Below are 21,690 nucleotides of genomic sequence, written 5' to 3'. Positions count from 1 at the left end.
TGGAGCTAGGGGAGCCTTTCCAGCATGAACTGGATCTCGCCGTCCACGAACGTTCCCAGCACGCTGCTGGCGGCTAACTCATCAGCGGCCGTGGCGAGCGGATCGAGTTCGAACACGGTGAAGTCGGCGCGTTTGCCCACCTCGATGGACCCCGAAACGTCCCATATTCCTGCAGCGCGTGCCGCGTGCGAGGTGTAGCCCTCAAGGGCCTGGAGTGCCGTGAGTGCCTGGGCAGGTGCGATGGGCTCCTGCTCCGGATGTCCGGAACGGCGCCGCAACTGGGCGTCTGCAATGATCGGCAAGGGCTCGTAGGGAGCGATCGGCCAGTCGGAGCCGATGCCCAAGGTAACCCCGGCATCGCGAAGGTCCCTGCAGCGCCAGGCGCGGTCGGCACGGACCTGGCCAAGCCGGGTGGACCAGTTGTCGCTGTGGTCGGCCACGGAATAATGCGTGCAGTGTGTCGGCTGCATGCTCGCCACCACGCCGGCGTCCTTGAAGCGTTGCACAAGCTCATCCGGCACGGTTTCGATGTGTTCGATCCGGTGGACGGATTGGCGGAGGACGTCCGCGGGCACAACGCCGCGGAGAGACTCCAAGGCGTCCAGGACATGTTCCACTCCGGCATCGCCGATGGCGTGGGTGGCCGTCGGGATGCCACGGGAGGCAAAATAGCGAACCGCAGCTGTGTATTCTTCCGGCCGCGGCCAGAAGGGCGCAGTAGATTGGCCGTAGAGATCCGGCTCGTAAAGCCACGCGGTACCGTTGTCCACGGTTCCATCGACGAACAGCTTGATGGCCTCGATGGACCAGCGGCGCCCGCCCTTGCCTACGCTACGGGCAAGTTCCTTCCACTCAGCCTCGCCGGTGCCTGGCATGCACCACGGGGCGGTCCGCAGCCGCAGGGGCAGCTCGCCCTCGGCTTCCAAAGCCTGAAAAAGTGCTGTCGACTCTTCGTCATGGTCCATGACGTGTCCGCCGGTCAGGCCTGACCGTGCGAAGTCCCGCAGCAAGTTGCCGAGTCGGGTCTTCCGTTCGTCAAACGACTCCTTCGGGATATGCCGTTGCACGAGGTCAATGGCCGCCGCTTCCAGGAGCATGCCGGTAGGGACGCCGTCCGCGTCGCAGACCACCTCGGCGGTCTGGTCGAATTCAAAGCGGCCATGGATCCCGGCCACTTCCAGGGCCCGACTGTTGGCCAAAGCCGAATGGCCGTCGAACAACCGGATCATGGCTGGCCGGTCTCCGGAGACTTCGTCGATCACACTCCGGTGCAGGGGTGCCGAGCCAAACGCGTTCGGGTTCAGGCCCCATGCACGCAACCAGCCGCCGTCGTTCGCTGATTCTACCTGCAGCAGCGAGCGTACTTCAGCCAACGTCGAGGCACCGGACAGATCACAGCCGATGGTCAGGTCCAGGCCAAACACCGGGTGGATGTGGCAATCCACCAGGCCCGGTGTGAGCGTTGCGCTACCAAGATCCACAACCCGGGTGACGGCCTTCCGCCACTCCTGGGCGTCCTCCCGGGTTCCGACGGCGGTAATCACCCCGTCGCTGACGGCAACGGCCTGGGTGGACTGGCGGGAATCGCTGACCGGGTGGTCGTCGAGCGTGTGGATGGTGTCGGCAAGGACGATGAGGTTAGGAGTCATGGGTTTCGAAGCTTCCAATCCGGGCAAAGACGTCAGGGCGGGCACTGCGCAGGCTGCGGGCTATCAGCAGGCCTGCCAGGAAAACAAGGGGGGTCACCAGCAGGAGGATGGTGTTGGTGAGGGCATCGGCGAATGTCAGGAGCTCGATGTTGATGGCGATCAATGCGGCTACGCCGAAGAGCAGGATGGCTGAAGCAATGCTGAGGGGAATAAGTAGCCGGTTGGTCGCGGCCGCGGGATTGCGACGAAGGTAGATGAACGCTGCCACCGATACCAGTCCCTGCAAAGCGACAATGCCGAAGATGCCGGGCGTGTTGACCCAGATCAGCAGCTGCTTGTAAGGATCGGCGCCGGCAATTGCGCAAATGATGATGACGATTGCGGCGAGGGCTGTCTGGATCTGCCCGGCTCGGTGCGGGGACTTGTACTTCGGATGCGTCTTGCCGAGGAATGCAGGAACGACGCCATCTTTGGCGAGCATGTAGACATAGCGGTTGATGGCATTGTGGAAAGCAAGTTGGGAGGCATAGACACTGGTCACGATCAACACGTACATCACCACTTCTGCCCATGGACCCACGTAGTGGTTGATCGTGGCGAAGAACATGCCGTCGGCCAACTCACCCGCAGCCGCCATCACGTCGCCGTCGCCATAGGCCTGGATGACTGTCCACACGATGAAGGCGTAGAACACGGACATGAAGCCGACAGCAATGTAGGTTGCCCGCGGGACTGACTTGTCCGGATTGCGGGCCTCACGCCGGTACAGCACCGTGGATTCGAAGCCCATGAAGGCGGCGAAGCAGATGGCCAGGATGGCCAGGACGCCAGGGGTGAACGCATGCTCGGGGGAGAAGGAAGCAAGGCTGATGCCTTGTGCGCCGCCGTTCGCCAGAATGCCGGCGCCCATGATGGCAAGAATTGCTGTTTCGGCGATGAGCAGGACGCCCAGGACCTTTGCGCCAACGTCGATGCCCCGATAGCCAAGGAACCAGACGGCCGCGACAGCCACCAACGCTACTGTCGGCCATGGAACGTCCAAGCCGAAGAGCGTCCGGAGCATCGCCTGGGTTTGGACCGCGAACAGCCCGTAAACGCCGATCTGCAGGCAGTTGTAGGAAACGATCGCGAGGATGGCGGAGGCCAATCCCACCGTTTTTCCCATGGCAAGCGTGATGTAGGTGTAGAAGCCGCCGGCTGCTTTGACGTGCTTGGTCATGGCCATGAATGCCACAGCAAAGATCAACAACACGGCGCCGGCGATGACGTAGCCCATGGGAGCGCCAATGCCCCCGATACCAATGGCCACAGGTGCGACGCCGGCCATCACGGTCAAGGGTGCTGCTGCGGAGATCACCAGGAAGGCTATGCCGCCTGTGCCAATGGCATTCCGCTTGAGCCCGTTTCCAGCATCCGCTGCTGGAGGGCGGGTTTCGATTTCAGACATGGTGTCCTCGGGGGTCTAATGCGGGGAAGTTTCGAAGGGGGAGCCAATCCATAAGCGAAAGGCTTTCGTTTATCGTAGAGCCTTGTGATTCGGCGCACAATACCTTCGAGCAAAGTTCTGGCTAGAGTCGTAACAACACTTTGATTGGAGACCCAAATGCCACGCCCGCTGGTTCCGCTGATATCCATCGACGCACTCGTCACTGCCGCCCTGGAGCTGGTAGACGAAGCCGGCGACTTCAGCCTGCCCAAACTGGCCAAGAGGATCGGCGTCAGCCAATCATCCATTTACAACCACGTCAGCGGACGGGAAGAAATACTGGAGCTCATGCGCGGGCGGATCATCGCCGAGAGCCCCTACACCCTCCATGAAGGGCAGGACTGGGAGGACGCCCTGAGGGTCATCGTCCGCAGCTACCGCGATGCCTTCGCCCGGCACCCCCGCCTGGCGCCCCTGCTCGTCCTGCAAACGGTTCAGGACGACCAAGTGCTGGCCCTGTACGAGAACCTGGCGGTCGCCTTGGAAAACGCTGGTTTCCGTGGACAGGATGTGGTCTCGGCGATTTCCACCATTGATAGTTTCGCGTTGGGATTTGCCCTGGACCTGGCCGCTCCCGACGTCGTGTGGGCGCCTCCGGTTCACGGCTACCCGACGCTTACGCAGGCGCTCACGCATGCAGGTCCGCCGGATCAACGCGGTGAAGCAGCCTTCGATTTCGGTTTGGAGATCCTGGTTGCGGGACTCCGTTCCCGCCTCCAATCGCCGGTGTTGTGAACCTCCTGCAGAACTGGTGGGCGGCTGTAGTCCGTGGCTTCACCGAGGTCCATACCACCGCCGTGCCCCTGCCCGCACTGCTGGCCATTCTCGCCGGCGCCACTGTTTTGAGCATCCCCCGCGCCACCTGGCGATGGTTCGGCCTGTACGTGACATTCGTCCATGAGCTTGGCCACGCCTATGCCGCCCTCATGACGGGGCGCTTCGTCCACAGCCTTCGCATAGGAATGGACCATTCGGGCCGCCTCGTCAGCAGCGGCCGGAGTCCTTTCGGTGCGGCCTGGTCCGGCTTTTGGGGTTATCCAGCACCGGCAGTCGTTGGACTTGCCCTGATTGCGGCGTTCGCCGCAGGCCGATCAGGAGCCGCGATGTCCGTCGGTGCCCTCATCCTGCTGGTCTCCCTGGTTTTCCTGCGTAACCTCACCGGGATCCTTGTGGCCGTAGTCAGCGCAGCGATCGCCCAGTTGCTGGTCCTGTTCGGATCGCCCGCAGTGGTCAACTACGCCGTGCTTGCCCTGGGGTTGGCCCTTTCAGTGGGTGCTGTGCGGGATCTGTTCAAGCTGGCCGGTGTTCACACGCGTCGCCGGGACCGGCTCGCGGCCTCGGACGCCTATATCCTGGGACGCACCACCGGCATCCCATCCTTCCTGTGGTTGACTGGGTTCTCCGTGGTCATCACCGCAAGCGCCCTCACCTCAGCATGGCTGTTGTGGGGGATGGTCCAGTCCTAGCGCCTGTCCGCCATTTCCGAAGCTGGGTCTTGCCCTCCGGTCGCCTCAGGGTGTCCAATCCTCTTACACGTTCGAACCTTTCGACGCGTTCGAACTTCGAGCTTGGATACGACACCAGGAGGTGCTCATGTCCGCGAAGGGCACACGGGAGACGGCCAAGGCGGCCGGGCCCGGCACACCCGAGACCCGGCGAAGCGAGAACGGTACGGCCCTGGCGGCAACCGATCCTGCCAAGATACGCAACGTGGCACTCGTGGGACATTCAGGTGCAGGGAAGTCAATGCTGGTGGAGGCGCTGCTGGCGGCGACCGGGGCGATTACCAGGATGGGCTCGATCACCGAAGGAACCACAGTCAGCGATTCGGACCCGTCGGCCATCCATCAGCAGCGATCCGTCACCCTATCAGTGGCCCCGATCCTGGTGGGTGAGGTCAAGGTGAACCTGATCGACACGCCCGGGTACACGGATTTCACGGGCGAATTACGGGCAGGATTGAGGGCCGCTGACGCGGCCCTCTTTGTCGTCTCCGCCGTGGACGGCATCGACGGCGCCACCATTGCCTTATGGGGTGAATGCGAGAAGATCCGCATGCCGCGCGCTGTCGTGGTCAGCCGCCTGGACCACCCACGCGCGGACTTCAACGCCGCCGTCGTGCGTTGCCAGGAAGCTTTCGGTGAGTCCGTCCTCCCGCTTTACCTCCCCTCCGGGGGCGAGCTGGCAGGGGTGCTCCACGGCAGCAGTGATGATCCCGCAGTGGAGGAAGCCCGTGGGCCCTTGATTGAAGGGATTATTGCCGAAAGCGAAGACGAAACGCTCATGGACCGCTACCTGGGCGGCGAGGAGCTGCCACTGGAGGATCTCATCAACGACCTGGAGACCGCAGTAGCAAGGGGCTCGTTCTTCCCCGTGATGGCTACGTCGGCGGAAACGGGATTGGGGCTTCCCGAGCTCATGGCGCTGATGATTGATGCTTTGCCTTCGCCTTTGGAACGCACCGCTCCGCCCGTGATGAAACTCGATGGCTCGTCCCTCAAGCCGCTGGACTGCGATCCTGCAGGACGTCTCGCCGCCGAGGTGGTACGAACCACGGTGGACCCCTTCCTGGGACGCGTTTGCCTGGTCCGTGTCTTTTCCGGGACCCTTCGTGAAGATTCAGCCATCCACATCGGGGGTAGGGGATTGGCGGACAGAGGCCATGAGGACCACGACAGCGATGAACGGGTAACGCATTTGTATTCGCCCGTCGGATCGAGCTTGAAGGCGGTTTCGCAGTGCATCGCCGGTGACATATGCGCCATCAGCAAGCTGGCAAATGCGGAAACCGGGGACACTGTCTCGGACAAGGAAGCTCCACTGCTGATCGAAACCTGGAACATGCCTGAGCCGCTGATGCCCATAGCGATCGAAGGCCTCTCCCGTAGCGATGAGGACGCGCTGGCCAAGAGCATCGGGAAGGTAGTCGCCGCAGATCCGACGCTTCGGGTGGAACGCAACCAGGACACCCACCAGTTGATTCTTTGGTGCATGGGTGAGGCGCATGCCGAGGTGATACTGGACCGGCTCCGGGGCCAGGGCGTCAAGCTTCAAACAGTGGAGGTCATCACGCCGCTGCGGGAAACCTTCGCCAGCAAGGCCGCAGGGCATGGCCGGCACGTCAAGCAATCCGGCGGACATGGACAGTTCGCCATCTGCGACATCGAAGTTGAGCCCTTGGCGCGCGGAGAGGGGTTTGAATTCGCTGACAAAACAGTGGGCGGAGTTATTCCTGGCACCTTCGTCACCTCCGTGGAGAAAGGCGTGCGCTCCCAGATGCTCAAGGGTGTTTCGGCTGGGTTCCCCGTGGTGGATATCAAGGTCACCCTGGTGGGCGGAAAGACCCACAGCGTGGATTCCTCGGACGCGGCTTTCCAGGCAGCCGGTGCGTTGGCCCTTCGCGAAGCCGCATCAGCGGCCAAGATCCAGCTGCTGGAGCCCGTGTCAGCCGTGGTGGTCAGCGTCCCCGACGAACACGTGGGGGCGGTGATGAGTGATTTGTCGGGCCGAAGGGGACGGGTCACCGGCACTACGGCAGCCAACGGCGAAGGTACGGAGATCACCGCCGAAGTCCCTGATCAGGAACTTCTACGCTACGCCGTGGAACTTAGGGCCCTGACCGCAGGAACGGGCCGCTTCCGGCGGTCTTATCTTCGTCACGAACCGGTGCCGAAGTAGTCCCTCAACTGTTTTCCCTCAGAAAACCCGCCACTGCGGGCGCGAGTGAGGCGCCTATCTCAGCGGCACTGCGCTTAACGCCCTTGACCACGAACGAATGGTCAGCGTCTTCGCTCCACTGGAGTGTGGCCGTCGGGCCAATCCGGGCCACCACAGATTCCAGGAGTTCCGGCGTCGCGAAGGTATCGCGTGTGCCTTGGAGGAAGAGCATGGGCACGGTTACCCCGTAGAGGTGTTCATCGCGCAGCTTCTCCGGTTTGCCCGGTGCGTGCAGCGGATAGCCGAGATACACCAAGCCACGCGCGGGCATTCCCTCGGCCACGGCCATGGAGGCCATCCGACCACCGAAGGATTTGCCCCCTGCCCACAACGGTTCATCGCCGGCGATCTCCGCTGCCTTTTCCATAACCGCCCGCCACGTCGCAATGGCCGCCGGCGGACGGTCGGGGAAGCGTCGTCCTGCTTCCCGGTAGGGGAAATTGAAGCGCAGCGTACTGACGCCTTCCTCGGCCATCGCTTCGGCAAAACCCTGCAGGAAGGGGTGTTCCTTACCGGCGCCGGCGCCGTGGGCCACCACGAGGGTTGCGAACGGTTTGTCAGGCCGAACGTGGATTCCGGATACCTTGGTGTCTCCCACGGCAACAGTCAGGGCGGTTTCAGTGTTTGGCATGTATCCATCATGGAGCAGTTTGGCCGCGGGCTGTCAGTCAGTACGTCACGCCACCGGAAAAAAGGAACGCGGGATGCTGACGCGGGCGCCCGTCACGGGGTAGCTTGTGGCCATGGCGAGCGAATCAGCAACAGTTTCCGTGCCCGGCCCCGAAGGGCCCCGCGAAGTGAGGATTTCGAGTCCAAGCCGTGTGATGTGGCCTGAGGCAGGTCTGACGAAACTGGACCTGGCCAATTACCTGGTGGACGTCGGCGAAGCCTTTGTGGCGGCCAACGGCAACCGGCCAGTCAGTCTCCAGCGCTACTCGGGCAACATCGAAGGTGAGATGTTCTTCTCGAAGAACCCTCCCAAAGGAGCGCCGGACTACGTCCGCTCGGTCATGGTGACCTATCCAAGCGCCCGGACCCATCCGCAGTTGGTGATAGACGAACCGGCCACCGCCGTGTGGGCAGCTCAAATGAACACCGTGGTTTTCCATCCGTGGGCTTCCCGTGCCAATGATCCTGATAATCCCGACCAGCTGCGAATCGACCTTGATCCCCAGCCTGGAACCGACTTCGATGACGCCATCCCGGCCGCGCAGGAGCTCCGTGCGTTGCTTGACGAAGCCGGGCTGACGGCCTTCATCAAGACCTCAGGCAACCGCGGTTTGCACGTATATGCACCCATCCATCCCAAGCATGAATTCCTGGAAGTCCGCCACGCAGTGATCGCTGCGGGACGGGAGTTGGAGCGCCGGATGCCGGAGAAGGTCACCACAGCGTGGTGGAAGGAAGAACGCGGAACCAGGATCTTCGTGGACTTCAACCAAGCCAACCGCGACAGGACGATTGCTGGTGCGTACAGCCCCCGTGCCGTGCCCCAGGCACAAGTATCGTGCCCGTTGACCTGGGAAGAGCTGGAGAACGCCGATCCAGCAAAATACACCATCGCCACGGTTCCGGATCGACTGAAGAAAACAGGCGACCCCTGGGCCACCATGCATGACAAGCCCGGAGACATCGACGTCCTTCTGCAATGGTGGGAACGGGACGTCAAGAACGGCCAGGGCGAAATGCCGTTCCCGCCGGAATTTCCCAAGATGCCGGGCGAACCGATGCGGGTGCAGCCCAGCAGGGCCCGCAAGCAGGAGGAGTAACCGCAGGAGCAGGAGTGCATTCAGGTTCACGGAGGGGTATTTTTACCGCAGTGCTCGTGTGCGGCCTGATCCTTGCTGGCTGCACTGGTGAACCGCGGCCAAGCCCGCTGCCGCCGGCACCAGTGACAAGCTCGACGGCGGTACCTCCCACGGCGCCTGCCTCACCACCCTCCATAGCGGCATCACCCTCGCCACCAGCAACAGCGGCCTTCCGCGAGTTGCAGGCAACTTTGGAGCTCTTTAGCCGGGAGATGCTCCAGCACGGTGCACCGGCGGTGGTGATGGAGGCCAAAGCCGACACACAAGTGTGGACGCACGCTGCCGGCGTTAGGAGCCTTGACGGTGGTGCTCCCGTGCAACCGGGTGATCCCATCCGCGTGGGAGGGCTGACCCGGAGCATGGTGGCGGTTTCGGTGCTGAAGCTTGTGGAAGAAGGCCGGCTGGTACTTGAAGATTCCATCGCCAAATACCTGCCGGGGATCGAGGCCCTCCTGCCGCCAGAGCCAGCATCGGTAACAGTCCGGCGCTTGCTGGGCCACACCACGGGGATTCCCTTTGCCGGGGGACTTTCGGACTACGCAGTCCTCGGTTTCCTGGTGGAGCGGCTCCGGGGCGTTCCTCTCGCCGAGGTGCTGCGGGCGGACATCCTTGATCCCCTGGATTTGCACTCAACCATGGTGTTGGACGGGGACCCCCTCCCAGACACCTTGGTCCATGGTTATGCCCTGGTGGGGAACCAAACTGTGGACGTCACGCGTTCCTCGCAGCAAGGTGGCCCGGTTTCCGAGGGCGTGATAGCCAGCGTGGCCGACATCAACGCCTTCTACGCCGCGTTGCTTGAGGGGCGGCTGCTGTTACCGGACAGCCTCGTGGAGATGAAGGGTTCGGTCTTCGCCGATTACGGGCTAGGCCTGGACCACTGGAAGGACAGGTGCACCAACGGCTTCTATTACGGCCATTCAGGTGATGTACCCGGCTTTGGCACCATCTCAATCAGCAGTGCAGATGGAAACCGCCAGCTCACCATTTCCGTGGCCTACCCGCCGCTGCCCTTGACCACGCAACCCTCGCCCATCGCTTTGGAAATGACGGGACTTGCCCAGGTTGCTTTGAACGCGAGTTGCCGTTTCCACTTCCGATGAACCGGTAGCCCGACCAGGGACTTATTCGAATCGTGAAGGATCGCCCGTTCCGCGGCGAACTACTTCCGCAACGCCGCTGGAGAAGTCGATCACTGTGGTGGGCTCTGAACCGGTATCGCCGGAATCGATCACTGCGTCTACTTCATTGTCCAGCCGTTCCTTGATTTCCCAGCCTTGGGTCAGGGGCTCTTCCTGGTCAGGCAGCAGGAGCGTGCTGGAAAGCAATGGTTCACCGAGTTCGGCAAGGAGCGCCTGGACCACTTTGTGATCTGGAATGCGCACGCCTACTGTCTTCTTCTTCGGGTGTAGCAGGCGCTTGGGAACCTCACGGGTGGCCGGGAGGATGAAGGTGTAACTGCCCGGGGTGACGGCCTTGATGCTCCGGAAAACATCGTTATCGATCATCACGAACTGCCCCATCTGGGCGAAATCCTTGCAGACCAAGGTGAAGTGGTGTTTGTCGTCCAATTGCCGGATGGTCCGGATGCGATCCAATGCTTCCCTGTTTCCGATCTGGGCGCCCAAGGCGTAGCAGGAGTCGGTAGGGTAGGCGATCAGCCCGCCGCTTTGCAGCATGTTAACCACTTGGCCGATGGCGCGTGGTTGCGGATCTTCAGGGTGGACGTCAAAGAATCTGGCCATGGAGAGAGCCTACGGCAAAGCTAGGACAGGATGTCCTTGGTGGAGAACTTCCCGTAAGCCAGTGCGCCGCAGACGGCAATGTAGCCGGCTTGGAGCAGCGCGTTTTCTCCAAACGACGTCCAGGAGATCGGTTGCCGCAGGATGTCGGCGAACCCAAGCCAATGGTGGCTGAACAGCCAAGGGTGCAGCCATTCCAGTTGTGGCAGGTTGTCCAGCACTTGCGATACCACCGAGAGGACGATGGTCGCGGCCATCGCCCCCACCGGGACGTCCGTAAAAGTAGAAATGAGCAGCCCGATCGCGGACAAGCCCAACAGCGAAACCGTGATGTAGGCAGCGATCAACAGTGACCGCAGCGCTGACTCGCTTACCCCGATCGTGTCACCGGACAGCAGTGTGACAGGACCGATGGGGAAGAACACGACGCCGGCCAAGGTACCCGCCGCTGCGACGGTGGCTGTAGCGGCACAGCAGAAAGCAACGGCCCCGGCGTACTTGACCAGGAGCAGGCGGATGCGCCCCGCCGGTGCCAGGAGCAGATACCGCAAAGTTCCCAGGTTGGCCTCTCCGGCGACGGTGTCGCCGGCCACCACGCCGATGGTGAGCGGCAGGAACAGCGGGACACAAACCACCAGGGCCGTCACAGCGACAAACAGGCCGTTCTGTGTGATGCGGTCCAGAAACAGTGGACCGCGGCCAGGCGTCGCGGGCCGGGATGAGAGCTTGACGGCAATCGCAATGAGGATGGGAACAGCGGCGAGGGCCAACAGCATGGCCCAGGTCCGGAGGCGGCGAAACAGTACGGACAATTCGGAGCCAAGCAATGCCCACCCGATCCCGGGCCGGACCGGCGGGGCGGAACTTTCAGCCAACAACGTCAAACCCCTCTCCTGTCAGGGACACGAACCGCTCTTCCAGGCTTGCGTTCTCCACGGAGAAACCCCGGACGCGGACGCCCTCGGCCACCAAGGCGGCAACGATCTCTTCGGGCTCAACGCCGTCCAAGCCGGTTCCCTGGACCAGGCCGCGGCCAGGCGCTTCGCCGGGAACCAAACCCAGGCGGGCCAGGACACGGACAGCATGTTCGACGTCGGGCGTTCGCACCAGAACGTGCGCTTGTCCGGCAGACCGCAGTTCATCCAACGGTCCTTGGGCCACCAGCCGCCCGGCGCTCATGACCCCCACATGGGTGCACATCTGTTCCACCTCGGCCAAGAGGTGGCTGGAAACGAAGACGGTGGTCCCGCCGGCGGCCAGGGAGCGCACCAGGCCGCGCACCTCCCGGGTCCCTTGGGGGTCAAGCCCATTGGTTGGTTCGTCAAGCACCAGCAGTTCCCGTGGCCGGAGCATGGCGTTGGCGAGCCCCAGGCGCTGTTTCATCCCCAGTGAGTAGGCCCGTACTTTCTTCCCCGCAGCGTGGCCCAGGCCAACGCGGTCCAGTGCCTCGTTGACGCGCTGGCGTCGGGTGGACGAGGAGGCATGGCGGTCTGCGGAGTCCAGCCGCAGGAGATTGGCCGCTCCGGAAAGAAACGGATAGAAGCCCGGCCCCTCCACCAGCGCGCCCACCTCGGGCAACACCGAAGCCAACTGCTGCGGCATCTCCTTGCCCAGAACGCGTATTTCGCCACTGTTCGCTGAAGCCAGGCCAAGTAAAACGCGGATGGTGGTGGTTTTTCCCGAACCGTTGGGACCCAGGAAGCCGAACACCGCGCCGCGGGGGACGGCAAGATCAATGCCGTCCACCGCAGAACGGCGGCCAAAACGCTTCACCAGGCCATGGGTTTCTATGGCAAGGTCAATCGATGGGGTGGCGGGAGCAGTTTCACGGACCTCCGTCACAGGTCGCCGATCATAGGGGCGGCGATCATTGAACGGCCAGTCATTGGGCTGCAGCGGCTGATTCCAGCCGGTCCAAAGGCACCAAGCCCGCAAATACGCGGCCGTCGTCGAGAATAAGGACGCTCACCAGCGACGTTGTCAGTGCCCGTCCGCCGCTGACGGGTTGCAGCGCTTGGGCGAGCTGGGGGTTGGAGGTGAGTTCGGCGGGCGCCGTTCCAGCAGGGAAGCCGATCACAGTGGCCCAGCCTTCGCCGGTCACTGAACCGCCGTGGCGGGGGAGCGCCGGTATGGCTGATGCCTCAGGTGCCGGAACAGGCTGAACAGGGGCGGGTTGATCCGGGGCAGGGGCGGGGGCATCCGGAACAGGAGCAGTGGGCCCTTGCATCGTAGGCGGCAATGGCTTGGTGGGAACCGGCATCTCTGTGACAGTTGCGCCGACCGGCGGGGTGAAGTTAAACAAAGCGGCGTCCGGGGTGGAAAGGTTCACCTCGGTATAGGCAAGTGAATATGCAGGCTCCGGCTGGCCCTTCGCGCGAACCTCGACGCCCAGTGGCAATCCAGATTCGGAGTCGACGTCGATCGACACAGAATCAACCAAGGTCCCGTCACTGCGCGGCAGCAGGCTCAACCGGTACGCGCTGCGACCCGCAACCGTAGAAGCTTCGCCCACCGTAACTTCAGTGCTGGAATCAATGGCTGACAGGAAGTGACTGGCCATTGCCTCCGGAGTGGGAATGTCAGGACGCGTTGATTCGCTTGGAAGGGATTCCCCCCGCTCGGCCAATGAGGGCACAGGGACGTTTAGATGCGTAGCGCTGTTGTCCGCGGAATTGTAGAACCACGCATCGCCGCCATTGACCACAAAGTCACGTTCGGCCATCCTGTCCAGGATTTGCAGTTTGGCTTTGGAGGGGCCGTCCAGATAAACGCGCGCGGTGTGTGATCCTGTGAGCAGTTCAAGCGCCGAAGTGGCTCCAGGTACGATTCCCGGGCCAGCTGTGGGAACTTCAGGCAACCCCAACTCAGCGGTTTGCACCACAGTGCCGGATAAAGCGCGCACCTCCGTACGGGCGATCATGGCCAGGATCTCATCCGCCGTTTTGGGCGGCAGGGAAACGGTCGCGCCGGCCTGGACGGAGCCGATGAGCGCCGCCAGCGCCAGTGCAAGGGGAACCAGGAGAGCTGGCAGCCACCGCTGCCTGGCCCGCGCCATTAGTACCGACCACCACACGTGAGAGGCATGAATCCAGACTACTCCGGTTATCTGCGCGGATCATCGGTCCGCGTGGCTGGATGCGGTGTGCACATCCAGCCACGCACGCACCGGCGTCTACCAGGTTTCAGTCACCTTCAGCAGGCCGCGCGGAGCATCGGGATCATTGCCGCGCTCCACCGACAACTGCAAGGCCAATCGCTGGAGAGGCAGGATCTGCAGGATAGGCGAAAGCTCCTCCGGAACGCCCGCAGGCAAAGGAAGGACCAAACTACCTGGAAGGGCGGCAGAGTGGTCACCCACCACGCACACGTGGGCGCCACGGTCTGCAAGCCTCTCCAGGACAGGGCGCATGGCCGTTCCCCCGATTCCCTCCGGTACAACGGCAATTACAGGGTGCTGGGAGTCGATCATCGCGAACGGTCCGTGCAGGAGATCCGCACCCGAGAATGCCTGGGCAGGTAGGTAGGACGTTTCCATGAGCTTCAGGGCACCCTCCCTGGCCGTGGGGTAGGAATAGCCACGACCCGTAGTGATGATGCGGTCGGCAAAGCGGTAACTGCCAGCCACGTCCAGCACGGCATCATCAGCCAACACAGAATCGGCCCAGTCAGGAATGCCCGCCGCGTTGACGGACGTTCCACCACGCCACGCATCAACCAACAACCACAGAGCCAGAAGCTGCGCCGTGTAGCTCTTGGTAGCCGCCACGGCAGTTTCGCTTCCGGCCAGAATATCCAGGTGATGTTCCGCAGCCCTGGCCAGCGGGGACCCGGGCGAGTTGGTCACGGCGACGGTGAGGGCGCCAAGGCGGCGGGCTGCCGCCGTCGACTCCACCAGGTCCGGTGAACCGCCGGACTGGCTGACCGCCAACCACAGCACACCTTCCAGTTGGGGCGTGGCTCCATACGCGGTGAGGGTCGACGGCGAGGCAAGGCCAACCGGCAACCCAAGGCTGATTTCAATGAGGTACTTCGCGTACAACGCCGCATGGTCACTCGTGCCGCGGGCGGCGAGCAGGACAAACCGTGGGGACGCCCTCTTGATAATGTCCGCCATGGCAACGAATTGCTGGCGGCCCGAATCCAGGAGTCCGGCGAGTACCTGGGGCTGCTCTCTGATCTCGTTGGCCATTTTGGCACCGGGAGTGGAGTGCGGGACGCCTGGGGAGGTAGGAGTGATGGTCATGGTTCCTGTCTGTTTTTCGAAGGGGCAAAATCTCTGGGAGTCAGGGCTCGACCAGTTGCCGGGCCAGCTTTACGGCGCCGTGCACCGGGGCCTGGCCCAGGATCCTGATCAGTGAGGGATCCTCCAAGGCAACCTTGCGGGCAACGGCGCCTGCCAGTTGCTGTTGATTGACCAGGAGACCACCAGCCATCACCAAAGGCAGGTCCAATCCCAGCTCGCCCAGTACTTGCCTGGCCAAAGTGGCCAGGGAATGCGCGGCTTCAGCCTGGATCCGCAACGCAGCAGGATCACCTTCAACCGCAAGGTCCAGGACCAGCGGGGCAAGGCCCGCCCAGTGGTCCGGTTCAGGCTTGGCATAGAAGAGATCCATGAGCTGCAGTGCGTCCGCGCTCGCCGTCGCGGACATGAGGGCGCTGACCATCGTGCCGGGTTCCAGTCCCGCGTAGTACTCCCGCAAGGCCTCCCGGACAGCGTCACGCACCACGGAGTATCCTCCGCCTTCATCGCCGAGCAAATAGCCGTAGCCTCCGCTGCGGGCCTCTTGTCCCTCGCGGTTCCGCCCCCAAGCGACGGAGCCGGTGCCTGCTACCAGGACCACTCCGGCGTCGAGGTCCGCGGCGGCGAGGACGACGCGGGTGTCATGGACGACGTCGATCCTGGCGCCGGGAAAATGTTCAGTAAGAAGGGCACTCAGTACGGCCCTGCTGGCAGGGGTGTCCGCTCCCGCGGCGCCTGCGCATACCGCCTGGATACCCTCACCGACCGCCGCAGCGATCCGTCGCAGCACGGCGTCTGCTCCCTGGTGACCCACTGAGGACAGGTTGGCGCTTGCCTCGGTAATCTCAAGATGTGCGTCGCTGTTCGCGCCAGCGCCCTTGCTCCGGCCCTGTCCCTGCCCCCGGCCCAGGTCCGAACGCACAGCATGTGTCTTGGAACCGCCAATATGCAGGCCCAACACCGCCGGCGTCACCGGACAACCGCCGGTTCTGTGTCTTCATGTGCAGGGATGTGTCCGGCCGTCTCAGGCTCCGGCCACTTCCCACCATTTTCCCAGTACTGCTGTATTTCCTCCAAGGGGCGGCCCTTCGTCTCGGGAGCGAACTTGCGGACAAACATAAAGCCGAGGATAGCCAGAACACCGAACACTGCGAAGGTGCCCGCGCCACCCAAACGCTGGAGCATGGTCAGGAAGAACGCTGCCACCAGGACGTTGGCCACCAGGTCCGAGGTCAGCATCGCGCTTGCCCCGAGCGAGCGGAGCCGGGAAGGGAAGCTCTCGCCGGCGTATACCCACACCAGTGCACCGAAGCCGAACGTGAAGCCCACAGTGAAAAGAAGGACGCCAAGGAAGCCAAGGACTGTGAGCAGGCCGCCGAAGTCCTGGCCGGCCATGAACACTCCTACCAACAGGACGTTGGCCGCCACCATCATGCCGATGCCGGTCAAAAGCACCGGGCGGCGGCCCAGCCGGTCCACCAGCGACAAGGACACGAAAACGGCCACGAGCGAGGCCACTTGCACCGCCGCGGGCAGCAACAGGAGTGCTGCGTTGCCGCTGAAGCCCATGGCTTCAAAGATCCTGGGGCTGTAGTAGACCACAGCATTGATGCCGGTGATTTGGATGAAGAAGCCCAGGCCAACCACGAACACGGTCGCCCGGAGGTAGGGAACGCGCAGCATTTCGCGGAGGCCGCCGCCGCGTTCTTCGCTGATGGCCCGCTGCATCTCTGCCAACTCTGCGTCTACGTCTGTCCCCGGCTCAATAGCGGACAGGGTCCGCCTGGCTTCCGCCGTCCTGCCCCGCATCATGTACCACCGGGCGGTGTCCGGCAGCTTGACCACTATGGCGAGGACAATGATTGCCGGGATTGCTGCAAGGCCAAGCATCCACCGCCAAGAGCCAGTGCCGGCGAGGGCGTAGGCAGCCAGATAGCCAACGATGATGCCGAAGACGGTGGCCACCTGGTACGCAACCAGCAGGGCGCCGCGGACCTTTGCCGGCGCCGACTCCGCGACGAACACGGGGACCACCACCACGGAGATGCCGATGGTGAGGCCCAGCAGCAGTCGGGCGATGAGCAGCGTCGGTACATCGTCGGACATGGCGCTGAGCACTGCGAAGAGCGCGTAGCCGATCGCCAGACCCACCATGCACGCCTTGCGGCCCACGCGGTTGGATAGCCAGCCACCCACCAGCGCGCCCAGGACTTCTCCGGCAACCACTGCGGTGGTCACAAGTTCCTGCTGGGATGTGGTGAGGCTGAACTGCTTGGTGATGAACAGCAGGGCGCCGGCAATGTTGGACATGTCGTAGCCATAAATCACGCCGATGGTGGCGGCGGCGCCGCCCACCAGGAGCCCTAGCCTGGGTGTTTGCCGTAGGTCTTGCAGGATCGACATCTTTGTCCCTTGGATCTGTGGAAAAGTAGGGGTTTAGCGGAGTTTCTCCGAAATTGGTTTAGACCAACCTGCACTAGATTGGCATAGACCAATCACCTTGTCTACAAGTAGGATGTCCAATATGTCCACAGATGTCGCGGCGGCAATGCCCAAGTACTACGTCCTCAAGACCGAGCTGCTTGCCTCGATCGCCGGACTCCAGCCGGGCACTCTCATTCCCACGGAACGGGCGCTGGCGGAGAAGTACAAGACGTCCCGCACTACCGTTCGGCAAGCCATCAGTGAGCTCGTTGCAGAGGGGAAACTGGGCCGCATCCAAGGGCATGGCACTTTTGTGGCGCCGCCAAAGATGACCCACGTGCGGCAGCTTACGTCCTTCTCCGACGACGCAAGGAACCAAGGCTTGCGGCCTGACTCGAAGCTCCTGTCCCTGGCCGTGGCCAAGGCGGACATCGATGTCGCAGCACATTTGGGAATCGACCCCGGCGCTGGCGTCACACGCCTTGAGCGTATCCGGTTGATCGACGGCGAACCTCTGGCCCACGAGGTCGCTTACCTCCCGGGCAAGTTGCCGCGCTTCAAGGCAAACCTTGAGAAGGCCGGTTCGCTCTATGCAGCCTTGGCCGACATTTACGGCGTTCACATTTCCGACGTCGAGGACACCGTGGAGACGGCGCTGGCCGGGCCGGAGGACGTAAGGCTGCTCGGGATCGAAATGGGGGCGCCGTTGCTGGTGGTCCATCGCCTGGCGAGGGATGCTGCCGGTGTCCCCGTTGAGTGGACGCGCAGCACGTTCCGGGGCGACCGGTTCCGCTTCGTCTCACGGGTCAACAGCACCGCCTCGAAGGGCATTCCCTAAAAGCAGCGGCTGTCGAACCACAGCGGCTGTCGAACCACTCAGGGCGCCGGGACCGCCAAGTCGCTCCCAAGGGTACGCCGCACGAAGTCCGCACTTGGCTCTGCGTAGGCGTCCATAATCTGCTCGAACAACGCAGTTCCTTGGGCCCCGGGCCAGTCTGCGGGCAGGAAGGTCCGGGGCAGCCCGGGGTCGAGGTAGGGGATGATCCGCCAGCGGTCGATGCATTGGACATACCTGGCAAAAGCATCGGCGTTTGCATCAATACCGACGCTGTCCGGAGCGGGCGCGGCAGTGCCGTGCTCGCGGATGAAGTCCTTGTACAGCTCCGCCACCGCGTCCAGATCCCACCACTTCGATGCGGCATCGGCCAGGTTGCCGCCTACCAGCGGGGTTTGCGTCACGAAGAGGGTGGCCATTCCCCGGAGTTCAAGGTCGGTGAGGATTTCCTCCACCTCGCCGCGAAGGGTATCCGGGCAGATCCACAAGCCGGCGGCGACAGTCCCGCAACCAATCCAGTGGAGCCTCCGCCGCAACTGGTGGCGTTTTTCCCGCTCCGTCTCCGGAATCGAAAAGGAGACCAGGCACCACGGATCGGCCGGTGACATGCTTATTGGGTTGTAGATCCTGCGGTCGCCGCGGGCCAGCATGGTGGCGGCTCCCTCGGTCAGGGTGAACCCAGGGATCCCGTCACGCGCCTCCTGCAGGACTACGTCCTTCTTCCGCAGGCGGCCCAAGGCCGTCCGGGTCACCGTCCCGGACGTGCCCAGGGCCTCCATGAGGACAACCATGTCCTTGACCGACATCCATCCACCGGCATCGCGCAAATACAGGCCAATGACTGTTCGCAGCAACGACGTCGTACTCCCGGGACGGGAGTCCATGTCGTCAAGGACGGCACTCACAGCAGCTCGGCGAGGGCGTCGCGGATAGCGGTTACTCCCAGCTCAACCTCAGCGTAGCTTGTGCTCAAGGGGGACAAGCCGATGCGCAGGCCATGCGGGGGACGGAAATCGGGAATGACGCCACGCTCCCACAGCTTGGCCGTGACATCGGCAAACAGTGGGTGGTCCACAGTGATATGCGAGCCACGCTCGGCAGCGTCGCGGGGGCTCACGATGTCCACGCCAAGGGGTACCAGGAGCTCATCGGCGAGGGTAATGGCGTACTCCGTGAGCTTGACCGACTTCTCGCGAACGGCGTCCATGCCAACAGAGGCGATCAGTTCCACCATGTCCTTGATTGGCTGCATGGCCAGCACCGGAGGCGTGCCCGTGATGAACCGGCGGATTCCCTGTGCGGGACGGTATGACTCCGTCATGCCGAACGGATTGTCCGCCCCCATCCACCCCCAGATGGGCTGCTGGAGCAGGTCCTGCCGTGCGGCGTTGACGTACGCGAATGCGGGGGAGCCCGGACCGCCGTTGAGGTACTTGTAGGTGCAGCCGACAGCCAGGTCAACGTCCCAGGCGTCAAGCTCCAGCGGTACGGACCCAACCGAGTGGCAAAGGTCCCACAGCATCAGTGCGCCGGCTTGGTGCACCTTGGCGGTGATCGACTGCGCGTCGGCCAGGAACCCGGAGCGGTAGGCTACATGGCTAAGAACCACCACGGCCGTCCGCTCGCCAAGGAGCCCGTCGAGGTCCGCGGCACGAACGCCGCTGGCGGGGTTGGCGGCGATCCATTTGATGCTTGCCCCGCGTTCCTTGGCGATGCCTTCGATGATGAAGCGGTCCGTGGGAAAGTTGTCGCGATCGATGATGATCTCGTCACGGCCCGGTTGGGCATCTACGGCCGCGCGGATCAGCTTGTAGAGCATGACCGACGTCGAATCGCCCACAGTGACCTGCCCGGGCGCGGCGCCGAGCGCCACTTGGCCGATGCGGTCGCCAACACGGGTGGGTTCGTCCATCCATTGTTCGTCCCAGCCCCGGATGAGGCGGCTTCCCCAGGCGTCGTGGACAAAGGATTCCAGGTTCGCGGCAGTTGCCTTCAGTGGACGTCCGAGAGAGTTGCCGTCCAGGTAAGCGGTGAGCTGGCCGGCGTCGGGCGTGTAGAAGGCCTCACGCTGGGCGGCGAGAGGATCTGCGGCGTCCAGCTCGGCCGACGTTGGCCGCTGGGTCTGCTGGGCAGTAGTCATGGGTTCCCTCCTTGGGGAGTGCTTGTCGGGTATTTGCTTAGTTGCCGATCTCGGTGCGGACGGCGTAGAGCTCGGGGAAGAAGGTGAGGTCAAGGGCGCGTTTGAGGAAGTCGACACCTGACGAGCCGCCTGTGCCCACCTTGAATCCGATGGTCCGCTGGACGGTGCGCAGGTGGCGGAACCGCCAGGCCTGGAAGTTGTCTTCGATGTCCACCAGGTCTTCGCAGGCCTCGTACAGTCCCCACTGGGTATCGTCCGATTCGTAGATCTTCTGGAAGACGGGGACCAGATCCTTGCGGAACGTCCACGGCTCGCTGGTATCCCGCTCCAGGATGTCGGCCGGAATGTCGTATCCGGCGCGGGCCAGCACCGCCAGGAAGGCGTCGTACAACGTGGGTTCCTCGAGAAGCCGGCTGAGCAGCGCATGTGCCTCAGGGTCGCTTTCGAAGACCCGCAGCATGCCCCTGTTCTTGTTGCCCAGCAGGAATTCAACGCCGCGGTATTGGTACGACTGGAAACCTGAGGAACTGCCCAGGAAGCCGCGGAACTGCGCATACTCACGGGGCGTGAGGGTACCCAGGACAGACCACTGTTCAGTCATGGTGCGCTGGATGGCCTTGACGCGGGCGATGCATTTGAGGGCCTTGCCCAGGTTGTCAGCGTCGAAGAGCCTGCGGGCTTCAAGCAGCTCATGAAGGACCAGCTTGAGCCACAGCTCACTGGTTTGGTGCTGGATGATGAAGAGCAGTTCGTCGTGGTGCTCCGGCTGGCTGAGCGGGTGCTGGGAACTGAGCAGGTGGTCCAGGTCCAGGTAACCGCCATAGGACATCGCATGCCGGAAGTCGGTGCGGACTGTGTCTTCTATGGGGCGGACACTCTGCGGGGAATGGACTGGGGGCTTTTCCATACCTACGAGGTTATCACTTCCATGACGAACGTCAAGGAAATGATTTCTTGCGCATATTTTTCATCTCAGGATCGCCGACGTACCGTACGCTGGGCTTGACCCCACCAGAAAGTGGGGGAAGGGAGAACGGCCATGGCCTCCAACATGCCGGTGTCCATATACCTGGACGTCGACGGCGTGGTGAACCCGTTCGGCCCCCAAGGCGTCACTGATTGGGGTGGTGAGTGGAAAATTGCCGACGCCGGCATCCTTGACGTCGCGTTCGCGCCCGAGGCAGTGGCCGAACTCAACGAGCTGGCAGCGCATCCCCTCGCCCGTTTTGTATGGCTCACCACATGGGAGCGCCTTGCCCCGGAGTTTCTCTGCCCGGCCATTGGCCTCAAGGGCGAGGATTGGCCTGTACTTTCCAGCCAGGGCTGGGACCAGAGCCCCGAATGGTGGAAGCTCGGGGCGCTCCAGAAAGACCTGGCCGCGACGGGTGCGGAGCGCTTCGTGTGGTTGGACGACCAACTTGGCCAGGAGTCCGACGCCCGCTCCTGGGCCGAATACCACCAGGACCGTGTGCTTTGCATCTCACCGGATCCACGCAAGGGACTGTCCCGGCGCGATCTCGCCGCGGTCCGGACCTTCCTCGGTTGAGCCCAAGCACAGGCACACGTTTGTTCGCTCAGTGGTTGGCACGTAGGATTCTTAAGGTTTCAAGCCCGCCGGATAGAGTGCGGCAAGTCCAGTCAAGTAAACA

General features: G+C 63.1%; 20 protein-coding genes. 7 read left to right on the top strand and 13 right to left on the bottom strand.

The window, feature by feature from the left end:
- Nucleotides 1-5: 5 nt before the first annotated feature.
- Together LDN75_RS14155 and LDN75_RS14150 are read right to left on the bottom strand one after the other, a co-directional pair.
- Nucleotides 6-1,649, bottom strand: a complete 1,644-nt coding sequence (locus LDN75_RS14155) for an amidohydrolase (protein ID WP_223932924.1) — start codon at nucleotides 1,647-1,649, stop codon at nucleotides 6-8.
- Complete coding sequence (locus LDN75_RS14150) at nucleotides 1,639-3,096, bottom strand: APC family permease (protein ID WP_223932923.1); 1,458 nt, start codon at nucleotides 3,094-3,096, stop codon at nucleotides 1,639-1,641. Before LDN75_RS14150 ends, LDN75_RS14155 begins: the two co-directional genes overlap by 11 nt.
- A 156-nt stretch (nucleotides 3,097-3,252) precedes the next feature.
- Between LDN75_RS14150 and LDN75_RS14145 the strand changes: the two genes are divergently transcribed.
- The 3 genes from LDN75_RS14145 (at nucleotide 3,253) to LDN75_RS14135 (ending at nucleotide 6,813) form a co-directional block, all read left to right on the top strand.
- On the top strand, nucleotides 3,253-3,870 hold the full coding sequence (locus LDN75_RS14145) for a TetR/AcrR family transcriptional regulator C-terminal domain-containing protein (RefSeq protein ID WP_223932922.1): 618 nt from the start codon (nucleotides 3,253-3,255) through the stop codon (nucleotides 3,868-3,870).
- On the top strand, nucleotides 3,867-4,601 hold the full coding sequence (locus LDN75_RS14140; RefSeq protein WP_223932921.1) for a M50 family metallopeptidase: 735 nt from the start codon (nucleotides 3,867-3,869) through the stop codon (nucleotides 4,599-4,601). Before LDN75_RS14145 ends, LDN75_RS14140 begins: the two co-directional genes overlap by 4 nt.
- 127 nt (nucleotides 4,602-4,728) lie before the next feature.
- Entirely contained in the window at nucleotides 4,729-6,813 is a 2,085-nt protein-coding gene (locus tag LDN75_RS14135) for an elongation factor G-like protein EF-G2 (RefSeq protein WP_223932920.1), read from the top strand.
- Between the two features lie 4 nt (nucleotides 6,814-6,817).
- Here the strand turns inward: LDN75_RS14135 and LDN75_RS14130 are convergent, their stop codons facing one another.
- Nucleotides 6,818-7,483, bottom strand: coding sequence for an alpha/beta family hydrolase (locus LDN75_RS14130; protein ID WP_223932919.1), 666 nt, complete (start codon nucleotides 7,481-7,483; stop codon nucleotides 6,818-6,820).
- A gap of 112 nt (nucleotides 7,484-7,595) precedes the next feature.
- On the opposite strand from LDN75_RS14130, the gene ligD reads away from it, so the two are divergent.
- Both ligD and LDN75_RS14120 read left to right on the top strand, forming a co-directional pair.
- Nucleotides 7,596-8,621, top strand: a complete 1,026-nt coding sequence (gene ligD, locus LDN75_RS14125) for a non-homologous end-joining DNA ligase (RefSeq protein WP_223932918.1) — start codon at nucleotides 7,596-7,598, stop codon at nucleotides 8,619-8,621.
- Nucleotides 8,622-8,635: 14 nt separating this feature from the next.
- Complete coding sequence (locus LDN75_RS14120; RefSeq protein WP_223932917.1) at nucleotides 8,636-9,763, top strand: serine hydrolase domain-containing protein; 1,128 nt, start codon at nucleotides 8,636-8,638, stop codon at nucleotides 9,761-9,763.
- A gap of 21 nt (nucleotides 9,764-9,784) precedes the next feature.
- On the opposite strand, the gene LDN75_RS14115 is transcribed toward LDN75_RS14120, so the two are convergent.
- The 7 genes from LDN75_RS14115 to LDN75_RS14085 all read right to left on the bottom strand — a co-directional run bounded on the left by LDN75_RS14115 (nucleotide 9,785) and on the right by LDN75_RS14085 (nucleotide 17,045).
- A complete protein-coding gene (locus LDN75_RS14115) occupies nucleotides 9,785-10,405 on the bottom strand; it encodes an L-threonylcarbamoyladenylate synthase (protein WP_223932916.1) in 621 nt (206 codons plus the stop codon).
- 20 nt (nucleotides 10,406-10,425) lie between these two features.
- Nucleotides 10,426-11,286 (bottom strand): ABC transporter permease, encoded by an 861-nt coding sequence (locus LDN75_RS14110; RefSeq protein ID WP_223932915.1) that lies wholly within the window; start codon nucleotides 11,284-11,286, stop codon nucleotides 10,426-10,428.
- Nucleotides 11,270-12,244, bottom strand: coding sequence for an ABC transporter ATP-binding protein (locus LDN75_RS14105; protein ID WP_223932914.1), 975 nt, complete (start codon nucleotides 12,242-12,244; stop codon nucleotides 11,270-11,272). The genes LDN75_RS14110 and LDN75_RS14105 overlap by 17 nt, the downstream gene beginning before the upstream one ends.
- A 40-nt stretch (nucleotides 12,245-12,284) precedes the next feature.
- Nucleotides 12,285-13,457, bottom strand: coding sequence for a DUF2092 domain-containing protein (locus LDN75_RS14100; protein WP_223932913.1), 1,173 nt, complete (start codon nucleotides 13,455-13,457; stop codon nucleotides 12,285-12,287).
- Nucleotides 13,458-13,574: 117 nt separating this feature from the next.
- Entirely contained in the window at nucleotides 13,575-14,645 is a 1,071-nt protein-coding gene (locus LDN75_RS14095; protein ID WP_223932912.1) for an SIS domain-containing protein, read from the bottom strand.
- Between the two features lie 40 nt (nucleotides 14,646-14,685).
- Nucleotides 14,686-15,564 carry a BadF/BadG/BcrA/BcrD ATPase family protein gene (locus tag LDN75_RS14090; RefSeq protein ID WP_263422328.1) on the bottom strand — a complete coding sequence of 293 codons (879 nt, stop codon included), beginning with the start codon at nucleotides 15,562-15,564 and terminating at the stop codon, nucleotides 14,686-14,688.
- A 47-nt stretch (nucleotides 15,565-15,611) separates the two neighbouring features.
- The gene (locus LDN75_RS14085; RefSeq protein WP_223932911.1) at nucleotides 15,612-17,045 is read right to left on the bottom strand and encodes a sugar porter family MFS transporter; all 1,434 of its coding nucleotides are present in this window, start codon (nucleotides 17,043-17,045) and stop codon (nucleotides 15,612-15,614) included.
- A gap of 112 nt (nucleotides 17,046-17,157) precedes the next feature.
- Between LDN75_RS14085 and LDN75_RS14080 the strand changes: the two genes are divergently transcribed.
- A complete protein-coding gene (locus tag LDN75_RS14080) occupies nucleotides 17,158-17,904 on the top strand; it encodes a GntR family transcriptional regulator (RefSeq protein ID WP_223937582.1) in 747 nt (248 codons plus the stop codon).
- Nucleotides 17,905-17,942: 38 nt separating this feature from the next.
- On the opposite strand, the gene LDN75_RS14075 is transcribed toward LDN75_RS14080, so the two are convergent.
- Genes LDN75_RS14075 through kynA form a run of 3 tightly spaced genes read right to left on the bottom strand, consistent with a single transcriptional unit; the run spans nucleotide 17,943 to nucleotide 20,948 of the window.
- Nucleotides 17,943-18,806 carry a PaaX family transcriptional regulator C-terminal domain-containing protein gene (locus LDN75_RS14075; protein ID WP_223932910.1) on the bottom strand — a complete coding sequence of 288 codons (864 nt, stop codon included), beginning with the start codon at nucleotides 18,804-18,806 and terminating at the stop codon, nucleotides 17,943-17,945.
- Nucleotides 18,803-20,041 (bottom strand): kynureninase, encoded by a 1,239-nt coding sequence (gene kynU / locus LDN75_RS14070; RefSeq protein ID WP_223932909.1) that lies wholly within the window; start codon nucleotides 20,039-20,041, stop codon nucleotides 18,803-18,805. The genes LDN75_RS14075 and kynU overlap by 4 nt, the downstream gene beginning before the upstream one ends.
- A 37-nt stretch (nucleotides 20,042-20,078) precedes the next feature.
- A complete protein-coding gene (gene kynA / locus LDN75_RS14065) occupies nucleotides 20,079-20,948 on the bottom strand; it encodes a tryptophan 2,3-dioxygenase (protein ID WP_223932908.1) in 870 nt (289 codons plus the stop codon).
- A 132-nt stretch (nucleotides 20,949-21,080) separates the two neighbouring features.
- On the opposite strand from kynA, the gene LDN75_RS14060 reads away from it, so the two are divergent.
- A complete protein-coding gene (locus tag LDN75_RS14060; protein WP_223932907.1) occupies nucleotides 21,081-21,587 on the top strand; it encodes an HAD domain-containing protein in 507 nt (168 codons plus the stop codon).
- Nucleotides 21,588-21,690 lie beyond the last annotated feature (103 nt).

Origin of the sequence: Arthrobacter sp. StoSoilB5, from assembly GCF_019977235.1 — a bacterium.
Classification (GTDB): domain Bacteria; phylum Actinomycetota; class Actinomycetes; order Actinomycetales; family Micrococcaceae; genus Arthrobacter.
This window is presented reverse-complemented; position numbering and strand designations above follow the sequence as displayed.

Excerpts from the sequence above, each read along its gene's own strand:
- LDN75_RS14155 (WP_223932924.1), bottom strand. The coding sequence starts at position 1,649 with ATGACTCCTAACCTCATCGTCCTTGCCGACACCATCCACACGCTCGAC.
- LDN75_RS14150 (WP_223932923.1), bottom strand. The coding sequence starts at position 3,096 with ATGTCTGAAATCGAAACCCGCCCTCCAGCAGCGGATGCTGGAAACGGG.
- LDN75_RS14145 (WP_223932922.1), top strand. The coding sequence starts at position 3,253 with ATGCCACGCCCGCTGGTTCCGCTGATATCCATCGACGCACTCGTCACT.
- LDN75_RS14135 (WP_223932920.1), top strand. The coding sequence starts at position 4,729 with ATGTCCGCGAAGGGCACACGGGAGACGGCCAAGGCGGCCGGGCCCGGC.
- LDN75_RS14130 (WP_223932919.1), bottom strand. The coding sequence starts at position 7,483 with ATGCCAAACACTGAAACCGCCCTGACTGTTGCCGTGGGAGACACCAAG.
- ligD (WP_223932918.1), top strand. The coding sequence starts at position 7,596 with ATGGCGAGCGAATCAGCAACAGTTTCCGTGCCCGGCCCCGAAGGGCCC.
- LDN75_RS14115 (WP_223932916.1), bottom strand. The coding sequence starts at position 10,405 with ATGGCCAGATTCTTTGACGTCCACCCTGAAGATCCGCAACCACGCGCC.
- LDN75_RS14100 (WP_223932913.1), bottom strand. The coding sequence starts at position 13,457 with ATGGCGCGGGCCAGGCAGCGGTGGCTGCCAGCTCTCCTGGTTCCCCTT.
- LDN75_RS14095 (WP_223932912.1), bottom strand. The coding sequence starts at position 14,645 with ATGACCATCACTCCTACCTCCCCAGGCGTCCCGCACTCCACTCCCGGT.
- LDN75_RS14085 (WP_223932911.1), bottom strand. The coding sequence starts at position 17,045 with ATGTCGATCCTGCAAGACCTACGGCAAACACCCAGGCTAGGGCTCCTG.
- LDN75_RS14080 (WP_223937582.1), top strand. The coding sequence starts at position 17,158 with ATGTCCAATATGTCCACAGATGTCGCGGCGGCAATGCCCAAGTACTAC.
- kynU (WP_223932909.1), bottom strand. The coding sequence starts at position 20,041 with ATGACTACTGCCCAGCAGACCCAGCGGCCAACGTCGGCCGAGCTGGAC.
- kynA (WP_223932908.1), bottom strand. The coding sequence starts at position 20,948 with ATGGAAAAGCCCCCAGTCCATTCCCCGCAGAGTGTCCGCCCCATAGAA.
- LDN75_RS14060 (WP_223932907.1), top strand. The coding sequence starts at position 21,081 with ATGGCCTCCAACATGCCGGTGTCCATATACCTGGACGTCGACGGCGTG.